This is a genomic window from Desulfitobacterium sp., assembly GCF_034927245.1.
GTDB lineage: Bacteria > Bacillota > Desulfitobacteriia > Desulfitobacteriales > Desulfitobacteriaceae > Desulfitobacterium_A.
Genome location: NZ_JAYFQK010000030.1, coordinates 1 through 14,550, shown reverse-complemented (window position 1 = coordinate 14,550; position 14,550 = coordinate 1). Strand labels below are relative to the sequence as shown.

Sequence of the window (14,550 nt, the reverse complement as noted above, 5' to 3'; positions counted from 1 at the left end):
GCAATAAAAATTTTCTGAGGGAATTTCCAATTTGGTGTTTCCAAAAATGAAAACCCCCTACCGAAAAGTAGGAGGAATTCAATATTGATGGTTCAAGCAAAGTCTTGAACCATCTACCTCGGCGAATGCCGAGAGGCTATAATAATCTTAAGGAGGTTGGTTCCTTGAAAAAACTTCATTCAATTAAGTTTTTCGCAGTTATCCTCTCATGCGCCTTAATTTTAGCAGGCTGTGGTTCGACAGCCTCGGCTCCGGCCACAAGCAAATCAACGGATGGTGCCAAGAAAAACCCCGATTTCAAAGTGGCATTGGTCACTGATGTTGGCGGACTGAATGATAAGAGCTTTAACTATTTGGCAAACAAAGGGGTAGACCAAGCCGTAAAGGATTTTGGTATTACGAAAAGTGTTGTTGAATCGAAGCAAATGACAGATTACGAGACAAACTTAAGCCGTTTCGCAGAAGAAAAGTACAATCTTATTGTCTCTGTAGGCTACTTGATGCACGATGCTGTTGAGAAAGTATCACAAACGTATCCGGATACGAAATTTATGATTATTGATGATTCGATAACAGATCGGCCTAACGTTGCATCTGTTCTGTTTAAAACTGAACAATGCGGATATTTAGTAGGGATGATGGCCGGGCTGATGGAAAAGGCTCAAGGTATTCCGAATATGACGGGTCATAATACGATCGGGGTTGTCGGCGGAATGGAGATTCCCCCGGTTACGGATTATATTGCAGGCTATATCCAAGGTGCAAAGAGCGTCAACCCGGATATTAAGATCAAACTTAACTATACAGGTAAATTTGATGATCCCGCCTTAGGAAAACAAACAGCGCTGAGTCAAATTGCAGCCGGGGCAGATATTGTATTCCATGTTGCCGGCGGCACAGGAACCGGAGTAATTGATGCTGCAAAGGAAAAGAAAGTTTATGCCATAGGTGTAGATGCAGACCAGAACTATGTGGCCCCGGAAACGGTGATGACAAGTGCGACCAAGACAATGGATGTTGCAACTTATGATGTGATTAAGGCTGCATTAAATAACGAATTTAAGAGCGGCAATTTGATGTTTGATTTGAACAATAATGGTGTGGCCTTTACGGCGCCGATCAAAGCAATACCTCAAGATATTGTGGATAAAGTAAATGGGGCTGCTCAACAAATTAAGGAAGGGAAGATTACGGTTTCTACGCAAGTTCCCAAACTATAGGAACAGGGCTGAAAACTATAAAGTCATCGATAACGGATAACATAAGAATGAGGATTGCTTCAAGTGAGGCAATCCCTTTCTTCCCTCAACGTTAAATTCGGGATAAGGGAGAGGCGTTATGCGTACTTGCTTAGAAATAAACGACCTTACTAAAGCATTTCCGGGTGTATTAGCGAATGATCACGTGAATCTTAAGGTTTTTGAGGGAGAGATTCACGCGGTTTTGGGTGAAAACGGGGCCGGCAAATCAACACTGATGAAGATGATTTATGGATTATATAAACCAGATGCAGGGATGATTCGTCTTTTTGATCAAGAACTTCATTTTAGCAGTCCCCGCCAAGCAATTGAGGCGGGTATTGGCATGGTTCACCAGCATTTCATGCTGATTCCGGAATTAACCGTCGCTGAAAATATCGTTCTCGGCAGCGAGACCGGAAAGTTTCATTATCGACGTAAAGAAAATGAAGAGCTTGTCCGTAAACTTTCCGAACGTTATCATTTGGACATTGATCCATCGGTGAAGGTAAAAGACTTAACCGTAGGGTTACAGCAGCGCGTAGAAATCCTTAAGGTCTTTTATCGTAAAGCCAGACTTCTCATTTTGGATGAGCCGACGGCGATGCTTACTCCACAAGAAGCAGTGGAACTATTCACCGTTATGGATAAACTCCGCTCCCAAGGCGTTCCGATCATTTTTATTAGTCATAAGCTAGAAGAAGTGACGAAAATTTCTGATCGAATAACGGTCATGAGAGCGGGAAGGTCAGTAGCTACCCTGGAAACCAAGAGCACCAATCCTCAGGAGTTGGCTAACCTGATGGTCGGACATGAAGTGCTGCTTCAAGTCATTAAACCCCCTCAAGCTGCGGGAGAAACTATTCTTCAGGTAAAAAACTGTGTCGTTTCATCGGGGCGGGTCGATAAAGTAAAAGGGTGTTCCTTTGAGGTCTGTAGGGGAGAAATCTTTGGAATTGCCGGAATTGACGGTAATGGTCAAGCTGAACTGATCAGCGCCATTACCGGTTTGGGGCGCATAAAAAGCGGCCGGATTATTTTTAAGGGGCAGGATATTTCCTCATTTTCAGTGCGCCAAAGAATAGGGGCAGGAATCGCCTATATTCCGCAGGATCGACAATTGGATGGGTTAGTGATGGATTTTAAGCTTACAGAGAACTTCATCTTGCGCGATTTTGCCCAAAAGCCTTATGCAAAGTTGGGACAATTTCAACGAAAAGTGATTGAGCAGCACGCCGCCCGTTTGGCTGAAGACTACGATGTTCGTCCCCGCGGCATACAATCCTTAGCGCGCAACCTTTCCGGCGGGAATCAACAGAAAGTCATCCTCGCCAGGGAGGTAAGCAGGGACGCTGATCTTCTTATCGCCGCTCAACCGACACGCGGACTTGATGTTGGAGCAATCCAGTTTATTCACGATAAGCTTCTGGAGCTTCGGGCCAAGGGTAAAGCTATTTTGCTGGTGTCTTTGGAACTTGATGAAATAATTGCACTCTCCGATCGAATCGGGGTTATTCATGAGGGTAAACTCATGGATATCCTTCCGGGCGGGAATGTAACAAAAGAGGAATTGGGATTGCTGATGACCGGTGTAGCTTTGGCGAAGGAGGGGTAGCATGAAGAAATTAGTTCAAGGTATTATTACCCCTTTAATCGCAATTGGGATAGCGGTTATGATCGGTGCGCTCGGAATGATATTAACAGGGCATGATCCGCTGCAGGCGTATAGTGCTTTGTTTAAGGGCGCTTTTGGGAGCAAAGTTAACTTTGCCAATACGTTAGCTAATGCCGTTCCGCTTATTCTATCGGGTTTAGGGATCGCGGTTACCTTTAAAGCGGGGCTTTTCAATATCGGGGCAGAAGGGCAGTATTGGATGGGAAGTATGGCCGCGGTTTGGATTGGTTATTCGGTAACAAGCCTGCCCCCGGTGCTTCATGTCGGATTGGCTTTTTTGGTAAGCATGATTGTTGCCGGACTTTGGGCAGGGATCATTCCGGGATTAACTAAGGCTTTGGTTGGCGCTCATGAGGTTATAACAACGATGATGATGAGTTATATTGCTATTTTTTTAAGCCATTATATGCTGGAGGGCGGCCCTATGATGGCACCGGGTTACACACCTCAGTCTCCGGTCATCCTGCCCACAGCTGAATTAGGTATTCTGGTTGAACGCACTCAGCTGTCATGGGGTATCATCGTAGCGCTGGCAGCGGCGGTTATCGTGTACTGGGTTATCTATAAGACGACTTTAGGGTTCCGTTTGCGTACGGTTGGGTTAAACCCCCGTGCCGCCAAATATGCCGGAATCAACGTATCGCTTCATATGGTTTTAGCTCTATTTATCAGCGGAGCACTCGCCGGTCTTGCAGGTGCGGTTCAGATGCTGGGGGTTCAGCACCGGCTTTACGATAGCTTTTCTTCGGGGTATGGATATACGGCCATCGTTGTCGCCTTGCTTGCTAATAATAACCCCATTGGTGTAATTTTAGCGGCTATTTTTTTCGCCGCTTTAGCAACGGGGGGGCAAGCCATGCAAATTGCTTCCGGGGTGCCTGCCCATCTTACTGAGATGATCTCCGGAATTATTATCTTTCTGGTTGCCGCAAAAGAACTCGGGAGCGTATTTCGGCATAAACCCCCATTAAAGCATAATTTGGCTGAGAATAAAGGGGGCATGAAGGTATGATTATTGAGGAACTGGCTAAGCCTGAGTTATGGGCGGCAACCATAGCCATGGCTACCCCGATTGCACTTCCTGCCCTAGGGGGAACGTTCTCGGAGCGCAGTGGTGTCGTGAATATTGCCATGGAAGGAATCATGTTGATTGGAGCCTTTTTTGGCGTTCTATTCTCCTATTTATCGAATAATCCCTGGATAGGTTTACTGGGCGCGCTTGTTATGGGAAGTCTGATTTCCCTTTTGTTTGCGTGGTTTACCGTTAACATCGGAGCAGATCAAGTGATTGTGGGAATGGGGATCAATATCTTTGCAGCGGGCCTTACGGCCTTTCTATTGAACACGATTTTTGGATATGGTGGGACACCCCGGGAAACACCGGCTTTACCCAATATATCTCTGCCCGTGATCAAGGATATTCCGTTCATCGGTCCGATCATCGGGGAACAAAATTCTGTGGTCTATATGATGCTCATTCTTGTCATCGTCTCTCATTATTTTCTTTTTCACACAAACTTAGGATTAAGAATCCGAGCGGTCGGTGAAAATCCACAGGCGGCGGATACAGCAGGTATCAACGTTTGGAGGATGCGTTATCTGGGAGTTATTCTGGGTGGCATGTTATCGAGTTTAGGTGGAGTCTATCTATCATTAGGGTTATTGAACAGCTTTGAAGTGAACATGAGCAGTGGCCGCGGGTACATCGCGTTGGCTGCTATGATCTTTGGTAAATGGACTCCGTTTGGTTCGCTGGGTGCGGCGCTTTTGTTTGGTTTTGCCATGGCCTTGAGCATGGTTCTTCAAGGGACGGGAATTTCAGCTAATATTATTCAGATGCTCCCTTATGCTCTGACGATTCTTGCCTTAACGGGTTTAGTAGGGAGAAGTACAGCTCCTGCAGCGGATGGGGTTCCATATCGACCTGATGGAAAATAAAGATCGAGCGAAAAGTGTTATAATAGGGAAAAAGGAAAAACATAATAGGCTGCGGATTGTGGGGGGAGAAGAGATGAACTATTCAGCTGCATATGAGTCATCATTAGCTCGTTTCCAACAAACTTCAATAGAGGATATTGCCCGGTTTTCCGGATATCCTATACAGGATGATAAAATTCAGGTGGACTTCTTAGGACAGCAATTTACGGTGGACTATCCATCGGGAAGATTTGAACCGGAACCTCTATTAGAAGGGGAACTTCCGATTTTTGCAAGGATTCTCGTCTTGCATTATTTAACAAACGTATCTCAGGCGAGGGTGACAGGACAGTTTATATCCTATAAAGAGCTTCCCGGCGGCGAAATTTATATTCAACCCTTTACAAATCGGGCCATTCGTCCGATGACTCAGTTTTTTGGTGAACATCCCCAAAAATTACTGGATGCGGCTCAACATATCGGCGGAAAACCTGTAAAACTGGGCGATGTCGGAGTAACTCTTAATGCGTTTCCCAAAATACCTGTAACGCTTGCGATATGGGGAGCTGATGAAGAATTCCCGGCTTCCGGGAATATCCTATTTGACAGTTCGGCAGCGGATTATCTCCCGACTGAGGACTATGCTGTCTTAGCCGGTTTTGTTGTTATGATGCTTAAAAAGTATGCCATAGGACATACGGTTTAAGCCTGAGGGCCGTACGGCATAAGTCGGCAATATGAACCGGGAATCCCCTCAGTTTTAGCCGTGGGGAGGAGTCAAGGGTATATCCATTTAAACATGAGGATTATGGGATTAAGCAGACCGGAGGAGTATTCTTCCGGTCTGTTTTTTGTTTTTGATATGGCATAATTATCGATGATGATTGTGCATGAATAAAATCATCTTGTTAACACTAAACCCGGAAGGAGGTATTCTTCATGCATACTTTATGGAAAGGATCAATTAGTTTTGGTTTAGTTAATGTTCCGATTAAAATGCACGCCGCGACTGAAAGCAAGGAGTTTCATTTCAACTATCTTCATGCGGCTTGTCATAATCGACTTCGTTATATCAAAAAATGTCCTCACTGTGATGTTGAAGTTAAACCTGAAGAGATCGTTAAAGGGTATGAATACGAAAGAGATCAGTATGTTATTTTAGAAGATGAGGATTTAGCTTTACTAGAGCAGCCCATGAACCGTTCCATAGATATTCTGAACTTTATTGATATTAAAGAAATAGATCCGATTTATTATCAAAAATCATACTATTTAACACCGGAGGATACTGCGCAAAAAGCATATCGCCTCCTGTATCAGGCTATGACCGATACAGGAAAAGCAGCGATTGCCCGTTTTACCCTGCGCTCAAAACAATACCTTGCCTGTCTGCGATCGTTGGATGAAGGACTGGTGCTGGAGACGATGTATTATCCGGCTGAGATACGAAAGCTAGAGGTCACATGGGATAAGGTAATTCCGACGGATACCGAGATCACTATGGCAAGGCAATTGATTGAAAATCTGGCCGTACCCTTTGAACCGGAAAAGTATCGGGATGAGCTGCATGAGCAAGTCCGTGAAATGATCGAACGGAAGGTTGCAGGGGAAACCTTCAAGGTTACCGCCGCACCGGAGACAGGCAAGGTCGTTGATTTAATGGAAGCGCTGCGGGCAAGCCTGGCCATTACAGAGCAGGAAAAGGAAAAACAAAAATCGAAGGATGGGGAGAATATCAGTGAGAAAGAAGAAAAATCGACGTTAACTCCGCGCCGGCGGAAAGTAAAACGGGCTACCGGCGCATGAATCCGATCAAACCTTTTGAGCGGATTCTACACTATTTCACCTAATCCAGTATATGTCGACATCTTCCCGCAAAGGAAAACTTCCCCGAAATACCGAATTGGGTTTTGGGGAGGGAAAGATATGACAAAGAATACAATTCATGATGAAAAATTGATACGGGTAGCATTTCATTCCATTCCGGGGTTAGGCAGCGGGCGGTTACGGCATATAATCGCCGTCTTCGGAAGTGCGCTTAAAGCTTGGCAGGCTCCGGAAAAGGATCTGAAAATATTAGGCGGCGAATCTTGGGTTAATACCTTGATCCAAAAGCGTTCCCAGCTTGATCTCATCAAAGTGGAGAGGGAGTTAGATCAAAAGGAAATCCAAACGGTCATTCCGGAAGAGCAGCATTATCCGGCTTTGCTGCGTGAATTGGCAGATGCGCCTCCCTTATTATATTATAGAGGAAATCTGGGACCGGATGAGCGTGGCATAGCGATTGTGGGATCACGCAAATCCACACCTTATGGAAGGGCAGCCGCCGAATCATTGGGAAAGGCGATTGCTCAGCAAGGATATGCTGTTGTGAGCGGTTTAGCCCGGGGAATCGATACAGCGGCGCATAAAGGGGCTTTAGCGGGGAAGGGTAAGACTTGGGCAATTTTAGGCAGCGGTTTGGATTATATTTACCCTTCAGAGAATAAAAAACTGGCCGAGCAGATTTTGCTTGAGGGTGCGCTCATTAGTGAATTCGCCCCCGGAGTTCCGCCCGAACCCCAATTTTTCCCGATGCGAAACCGTTTGATCAGCGGTGTTTCCGAAGGGGTTGTAGTCGTTGAAGCAGCACTGCGCAGCGGGGCATTGATAACCGTTGATTTTGCGCTTGAACAAGGACGGGAGGTTTTTGCGGTACCCGGGCCTATTTTTAGTGAACAGAGTAAAGGATGCCATCAGTTGCTTCGACAGGGAGCAACACTGGTTGAGGGAGCGGAAGATATTCTTTCTGAACTTTCCGAGGAGTTTCGGGTTAGAGTCTCCCCGACCGGGAGCAAAGACACTGAAAGCGTTAAGCAACCCGGGAACCTTTCTCTGAAGCAAGAAGAATATTCGAACGAACAGTTGGAAATATTGTCGCTGATGAGTGATCTCCCTCTGCATATCGATCAGATTGCGTTGCAATCATCCGTAAATCCTTCCCAGATTGCGCTTCTTCTTCTCGAATTGCAACTTTCTGGGGAAATTGAACAACTTTCAGGCCAGCGCTATGTATTAGCGCATAAGTGCTAGACATAGATTAAAAAAGAGTGTTAAGATTAGGCTAGTTTTATCTTTAGGGGTTTAACTTTTATAGGACTGTACATAATGAAGATAGAGAGGATACTTGAGGTGAATTATGGCTAAGACACTCGTCATCGTCGAGTCCCCGGCAAAGGCAAAATCCATCAGCAAATTTTTAAGTAAGCAGTACACCGTAAAAGCTTCGATGGGACATTTGCGAGATTTGCCCAAAAGCCAATTGGGAGTCGATATTGAACATGACTTTGAACCCAAATATATAGCCATTCGTGGCCGGGGAGATATAATTAAGGAGCTTCGGAGCGCCGCCAAAGCCGCGGATAGGATATTGCTGGCATCTGACCCGGATCGGGAAGGAGAAGCAATTGCATGGCATTTGGGATACTTATTGGGAATTGATACGAATAGTAAATGCCGGATTGAATTCCACGAGATCACTAAACCCGCTATTCTTGCCGCGGTAAAACAACCCCGTCAAATTGATACTCATCGGGTTGATGCGCAACAAGCGCGCCGCATTCTTGATCGTTTAGTGGGATATCAATTAAGCCCGCTCCTTTGGCGAAAAGTGAAAAAGGGGCTTAGTGCCGGGCGCGTTCAATCGGTTGCGGTACGTCTCATCTGTGAGCGGGAAGAAGAGATCCGTAACTTTATGCCTGAGGAATACTGGAGCCTTGCCGCTCAGCTTCAGGCGGCAGGGGGGACGTTTAGCGCAAAGCTGATCAAAAAAGAGAATCAAAAGCTCGTTATTTCGAGTGAAAAAGAAATGAAAAAGGTTCTTCATGACTTAGATCAGGAAAGATTTTTGGTTCAAGAGGTTCGCAAAAGAGAGAAAAAGAAGCAGCCGACTCCTCCTTTTACGACGAGTACACTGCAACAGGAAGCATTCCGTAAACTCAATATGTCTCCCAAACGGACGATGATGCTTGCCCAACAACTATACGAGGGCATTGATATCGGCAAGGAAGGGACAGTCGGACTTATAACCTATATGCGTACGGATTCGGTAAAAATATCGGAGATTGCCCAAGCGGAAGCTAAGGAATGGATTGTAGAGCATTATAGCGCAGAATATTATCCACCCGAGGCACGGCAATATACAAGTAAGGGCAGGGCTCAAGAAGCTCACGAGGCGGTTCGGCCAACATCGGTTCAGCGGACTCCCGATTTCTTAAAAGCTTTTTTAAGCCGTGACCAATTGCGGCTGTATCGCTTAATATGGTCACGCTTTCTTGCCAGTCAAATGAGTGCGGCTCTCTTGGATACATTAACCGTTGATGTGAGCGCGGGCCAATATCTTTTCCGGGCGAATGCGTCAACGGTTCGCTTCCCCGGATATTTAGCAGTTTATGAAGAAAGTCAAGATGAAGGAAATAAGGAGAATGAAGAGGGTTCCTTATCAACCCAAGTTGTTCAAGGAGAACCTTTGGAAAGACTGGGCCTTCAAGAGAAACAACATTTTACAGAACCGCCGGCCCGTTATTCCGAAGCCTCCCTGGTTCGTAAAATGGAAGATGAAGGAATTGGCAGACCAAGCACATATGCTCCGACGATTGAGACTATTCAAACACGGGGTTATGTCGCTAAAGAAGGAAAACAGCTTTTACCGACAGAATTAGGGGAAATCGTGATTTCGTTGCTCAAGGAGAACTTCCAGGACATCGTTAATCTTGAGTTCACGGCTAATTTTGAAGAAAAGCTGGATGAGATCGAAGAAGGATCCTTACCATGGCGGACGGTAATCCATGAGTTTTATACTCCTTTTGCCCAGAGCTTAGAAGAAGCTGAGGAAAAGATCGGTAAAGTTCAGATCGAAGATAAGGTATCCGACGAAATCTGTGAAAACTGCGGCCGAAATATGGTTATTAAAATGGGACGCTACGGGAAGTTCCTTGCCTGCCCGGGATTCCCTGAGTGTAGAAATACTAAACCGCTGCTCGAACAAATTGAAACAAAATGCCCGAAATGCGGAAATCCCTTGGTTGTAAGACGAAGTAAAAAGGGCCGTAGATTTTACGGATGCAGCACTTATCCGGAGTGTGAATTTGTATCCTGGGAATTGCCGGCACCGGAGCCTTGTCCGCAGTGTAAGGGAATGATGGTCATAAAAAGTTCAAAACACGGTAAACACTATGTTTGTATCAATCCGGAATGCCGTTATGATAAGCCGGTTGAGGAGCAGGAATAGAGGAGATAGATATGGCAGAGGTAACCGTCATCGGGGCCGGACTGGCAGGTGCGGAAGCGGCTTGGCAGCTGGCGGAGAGAGGAATTCCGGTTAAGCTCTATGAAATGCGTCCCCGGAAAATGTCTCCGGCACATCATACCGGAAATTTTGCCGAACTGGTCTGCAGCAATTCTTTAAAAGGTGCGGGCTTGGATAATGCGGCAGGGTTATTAAAGGAAGAAATGCGGCGCTTAAATTCCCTGACCATGGATGCGGCAGATCATCATGCTGTTCCGGCCGGGGGAGCACTCGCGGTTAATCGCGAATTGTTTTCTGCCGAAATCACTGAGCGCCTGGAACAGCATCCTAACATTCAAATTCATCGTGAAGAAGTAAAGAAAATCCCGGAAGACGGAGTTGTTGTCATGGCAACGGGCCCGTTGACCGCTGATGCTCTTGCCGAGGAAATTCAAAAGCTTACGGGTGAAGAAGCCCTATCCTTTTATGATGCGGCAGCCCCGATTGTTACGCTTGAATCGATCGATTTAAACAAGGCCTTTTGGGCTTCACGCTATGACAAGGGGGATCCCGATTATCTGAATTGCCCGATGACCGAGGAAGAATATAAGCGTTTTTACGAAGAATTGCTTCGGGCGGAGACAGCAGAAGTGAAAGGATTTGAAAAAGGCAAGGTCTTTGAAAGCTGTATGCCGATTGAAGTCATGGCCGGCCGCGGCGAACAGACCCTTGCTTTCGGTCCCTTAAAACCTGTGGGCTTGGTTGATCCTCGAACAGGGCGAAAGTCATACGCGGTTGTACAGCTCCGTAAAGAAAACCGCGAGGGAACACTTTTTAATTTAGTGGGTTTCCAGACTCATCTGAAGTGGGGAGAGCAGCAACGGGTGTTCCGTCTCATTCCGGGTCTTGAACATGCGGAATTTGTGCGCTACGGTGTTATGCATCGCAATACTTTCCTCAATGCCCCTCAGGTCCTTCAGGCAGATTTCAGCTTGAAATGCCGTCCACAGCTATTTTTTGCGGGACAAATGACGGGGGTGGAAGGATATATTGAGTCAGCGGCCAGCGGCCTTATTGCGGGTATTAATGCCTCCCGCGTATTAAGGAATAAATCCACCTTGCGTTTCCCTGCCGAAACGGCACTGGGAGCTTTGGCTCTTCACCTCGAAGGTTCGCCGAGTACAAACTTTCAACCCATGAATATCAATTTTGGATTATTTCCGCCGTTAGGAGAACGGATAAAAGCAAAACGCGAAAAAAATCAAAGAATTTCCGCAAGGGCACTTATAAGACTGGATGAGTTTCTTCAAGAGTATGGGTTAACGACAAGAGAAGAATAATGAGTATACAGTGTATACTCTGTGGATGTGGAGGTTTAGCGATGTTAGCAGACCAGGCGCTTGCCCTCTTTGTCGGACAGCTTGAAACGCAAAACCGTTCAGAAAACACGATAATTGCTTATCAAAATGACATCTTACAGTTTTTAAGTTATTTGGGTCATGAGAAGGGCGTTGAGTTTGAGCAGATTTCACTGGAAGAGGTTTCGGTAGAATGGATTCGGAGCTTTTTAGGAGATCTTACAGATCAAGGCTTAGAACGCAAAAGTATGGCTCGAAAATTAGCGGCTCTGCGCTCCTTCTTTAAATTTCTGTGTAAAAAGGGTTATCTTGATCAAAACCCTGTCCAACGCATAACAAGTCCTAAGATTGGAAAGAAGCTTCCTGAGTTTATCTATTTGAAACAGATGGAGAAGCTCCTGCAAACCCCGGATTGCTCAACAGTTTTAGGGGTACGGGATCAGGTTATTCTCGAACTCCTCTATGGTTCAGGCTTAAGGGTAAGTGAATTAGCAGGGCTCAATCAGGAAGATGTGGATCAAAATCAGTTGCTCCTTCGGGTACGGGGAAAAGGGAAAAAAGAGCGGATTGTTCCTATGACAAAATATGCTCAGAAGGCCATTCAAAAATATCTTGATATGAGAGAGAATTCACAAGAAGCTTTACTGTTAAACTATCAAGGATCTCGATTATCGGTCCGTTCAATTCGCCGCATTCTTGACAAGCTCGCGGCCGAAGCAGGATTATCCCAACACATTCATCCGCATATGCTGCGCCATTCTTTTGCCACGCATCTCCTGGATGGCGGAGCGGATTTAAGAAGTGTTCAGGAACTGTTGGGACATGCGAAGCTCTCTTCAACCCAAATTTATACGCATTTAACGCGGGAGCATCTGCGACAGGTCTACGATGAAACGCATCCTCACGCAAAATCACACTAAAGCCATTAAATTTTCATAGATTTACATCAATTGAATACAATTCCTCTTGACTAGATGCCAAGAAACCATTAAACTCCCATTAGAAGGAGGATTTTAGATGTTTCATGCAACAACAATTCTAGCAGTCAAAATGGGTAATAGAGTCGCCATGGCTGGAGACGGGCAAGTCACTTTCGGTGAAAACACAATTATGAAACATAAAGCGAGAAAAGTTCGCCGGCTGTTTCACGATCAAGTTTTGGCAGGATTTGCAGGTTCGGTTGCTGATGCCTTTACCCTCTTCGAAAAGTTTGAACAAAGGCTTGAACAGTATAACGGTAACCTTCAACGAGCCGCCGTCGAGCTGGCCAAAGAATGGCGAATGGATAAGATGCTTCGCAATTTGGAAGCGCTGCTTCTCGTTGCCGATAAGGAAACTCTGCTTTTAATATCCGGATCAGGGGAAGTGATTGAACCTGATGATGGAGTTGCAGCAATCGGGTCCGGAGGAAATTATGCCCTGGCGGCAGCCAGAGCCTTAATTAAACATTCGAGTTTGGAACCCTCAGAGGTGGTTAGCGAAGCCATGAAAATCGCATCCGCGATTTGTGTCTATACTAATGATCAAATTATCGTCGAAGAACTATAAGGGGTGGGCATATGGAACAACTCACGCCACGGGAAATCGTCCGTAAATTGGATCGGGATATTGTTGGACAAACGCAAGCTAAAAAATCGGTAGCGATCGCTTTACGGAATCGCTATCGCCGTTCTCTGCTTCCGGAAGGGTTACGGGATGAAGTACTTCCGAAAAATATCTTGATGATCGGTCCCACGGGTGTCGGTAAAACGGAAATTGCACGCAGGCTTGCCAAACTTGTTCGTGCACCTTTCATTAAGGTTGAAGCAACTAAGTTTACAGAAGTGGGCTATGTCGGCCGGGATGTAGAATCAATGATTCGTGATCTTGTGGAGATTGCTTTACGTATGGTTAAGGCTGAAAAAATGAAAGTGGTTGAAAGTGAGGCCGCTGTGGCTGCGGAAAAACGGCTTGTGGCTTTACTGGTTCCGGGCAAGCACACAGAATCACAATCTTCTAACCCTTTTCAATTTCTTTTTAACCAAAATGAGGAGAAAAAGCCTGAAAGCATTACACCTGAAATTGAGCAAAACCGGGCGCTGGTGGCTGAAAAACTTCGCCGAGGAGAACTTGAAAATAAGGTGATTGAGGTTGAAGTCGAAGACACCCAGCCTCTGCTTCCCGATCTGATGGGCAATACCGGAATGGAACTTAACTCAAATCTTCAGGATATGATGAGCGGAATGCTTCCCAAAAGGAGGAAAAAACGCAAGGTTACGGTAAAAGAAGCCCGGCGGATTTTGACCTTGGAAGAAGCTCAGAATTTGATTGATCATGATGAAGCTGTTCAGGAGGCAATTCGGCGTTCCGAACAAGAAGGTATTGTTTTTTTAGATGAGATTGACAAAATTGCAGGCCGCGAAGGTTCATCAGGTCCGGATGTATCACGGGGCGGCGTACAGCGGGATATCCTTCCGATCGTTGAGGGCTCAACCATTGTTACGAAATATGGCCCTGTGAAGACAGAACATATCTTATTTATCGCAGCCGGGGCGTTTAATATTACTAAACCTTCAGATCTTATACCGGAATTGCAAGGCCGCTTCCCGATTCGGGTGGAACTTGAATCATTAGGGGTTGAAGACTTTAAGCGGATTTTGACTGAACCGGAATCATCTTTGATCAAGCAATACAGTGCATTATTAGAAACCGAAGGCATAGAATTGGAATTTACGGAGAATGCTATTGATGAACTGGCACAAGTTGCCTTTGATGTCAACTCCAATACGGAGAATATCGGTGCACGGAGACTCCATACGATCATTGAAAAAGTCTTAGAAGAGCTTTCATTTGAGGCCTCAGAGCTCCCAGATGATTATAAGGTCACGATCAATCGTGAATATGTCCAAAAACGATTGGAAGATGTTGCCCAAAATCAAGATCTTTCACGCTATATTTTATAGGTCTATTAGCAGCTTAATAGCCTCTCGGAATAAAAAGGGAGGAAATCTCCAAGATGGGATAAAGTCCCTGGGAATTACGATGAGCAAAAGGAGATGAAGAACCCCACTCATAAAATGGGCATGCCAAAAAGGCCTAACCGCACTCCTTTTTCAA

At 45.7% G+C, this 14,550-nt stretch carries 12 protein-coding genes; all 12 read left to right on the top strand.

Annotated features, from left to right (window positions below):
- Positions 1 to 164 precede the first annotated feature (164 nt).
- The 12 genes from VB077_RS08100 (at position 165) to hslU (ending at position 14,396) form a co-directional block, all read left to right on the top strand.
- The gene (locus VB077_RS08100; RefSeq protein WP_323414720.1) at positions 165 to 1,220 is read left to right on the top strand and encodes a BMP family ABC transporter substrate-binding protein; all 1,056 of its coding nucleotides are present in this window, start codon (positions 165 to 167) and stop codon (positions 1,218 to 1,220) included.
- 118 nt (positions 1,221 to 1,338) lie between these two features.
- On the top strand, positions 1,339 to 2,853 hold the full coding sequence (locus tag VB077_RS08095; RefSeq protein WP_323414719.1) for an ABC transporter ATP-binding protein: 1,515 nt from the start codon (positions 1,339 to 1,341) through the stop codon (positions 2,851 to 2,853).
- A gap of 1 nt (position 2,854) precedes the next feature.
- Positions 2,855 to 3,925: an ABC transporter permease gene (locus tag VB077_RS08090; RefSeq protein WP_323414718.1), complete on the top strand. Its 1,071-nt coding sequence runs from the start codon at positions 2,855 to 2,857 to the stop codon at positions 3,923 to 3,925.
- Complete coding sequence (locus tag VB077_RS08085; RefSeq protein WP_323414717.1) at positions 3,922 to 4,851, top strand: ABC transporter permease; 930 nt, start codon at positions 3,922 to 3,924, stop codon at positions 4,849 to 4,851. Before VB077_RS08090 ends, VB077_RS08085 begins: the two co-directional genes overlap by 4 nt.
- A gap of 73 nt (positions 4,852 to 4,924) precedes the next feature.
- The gene (locus VB077_RS08080; RefSeq protein WP_323414716.1) at positions 4,925 to 5,536 is read left to right on the top strand and encodes a DUF3786 domain-containing protein; all 612 of its coding nucleotides are present in this window, start codon (positions 4,925 to 4,927) and stop codon (positions 5,534 to 5,536) included.
- Positions 5,537 to 5,769: 233 nt separating this feature from the next.
- The gene (locus tag VB077_RS08075; protein WP_323414715.1) at positions 5,770 to 6,636 is read left to right on the top strand and encodes a Ku protein; all 867 of its coding nucleotides are present in this window, start codon (positions 5,770 to 5,772) and stop codon (positions 6,634 to 6,636) included.
- A 120-nt stretch (positions 6,637 to 6,756) separates the two neighbouring features.
- The gene (gene dprA, locus VB077_RS08070) at positions 6,757 to 7,902 is read left to right on the top strand and encodes a DNA-processing protein DprA (protein WP_323414714.1); all 1,146 of its coding nucleotides are present in this window, start codon (positions 6,757 to 6,759) and stop codon (positions 7,900 to 7,902) included.
- A 106-nt stretch (positions 7,903 to 8,008) separates the two neighbouring features.
- Positions 8,009 to 10,099, top strand: a complete 2,091-nt coding sequence (topA, locus tag VB077_RS08065; RefSeq protein WP_323414713.1) for a type I DNA topoisomerase — start codon at positions 8,009 to 8,011, stop codon at positions 10,097 to 10,099.
- Between the two features lie 11 nt (positions 10,100 to 10,110).
- Positions 10,111 to 11,436, top strand: a complete 1,326-nt coding sequence (gene trmFO, locus VB077_RS08060; RefSeq protein ID WP_323414712.1) for a methylenetetrahydrofolate--tRNA-(uracil(54)-C(5))-methyltransferase (FADH(2)-oxidizing) TrmFO — start codon at positions 10,111 to 10,113, stop codon at positions 11,434 to 11,436.
- 41 nt (positions 11,437 to 11,477) lie between these two features.
- Entirely contained in the window at positions 11,478 to 12,374 is an 897-nt protein-coding gene (gene xerC, locus VB077_RS08055; protein WP_323414711.1) for a tyrosine recombinase XerC, read from the top strand.
- A gap of 97 nt (positions 12,375 to 12,471) precedes the next feature.
- Positions 12,472 to 13,002: an ATP-dependent protease subunit HslV gene (gene hslV, locus VB077_RS08050; RefSeq protein ID WP_323414710.1), complete on the top strand. Its 531-nt coding sequence runs from the start codon at positions 12,472 to 12,474 to the stop codon at positions 13,000 to 13,002.
- An 11-nt stretch (positions 13,003 to 13,013) separates the two neighbouring features.
- Entirely contained in the window at positions 13,014 to 14,396 is a 1,383-nt protein-coding gene (hslU, locus tag VB077_RS08045) for an ATP-dependent protease ATPase subunit HslU (protein WP_323414709.1), read from the top strand.
- The last annotated feature ends 154 nt before the right edge of the window (positions 14,397 to 14,550 follow it).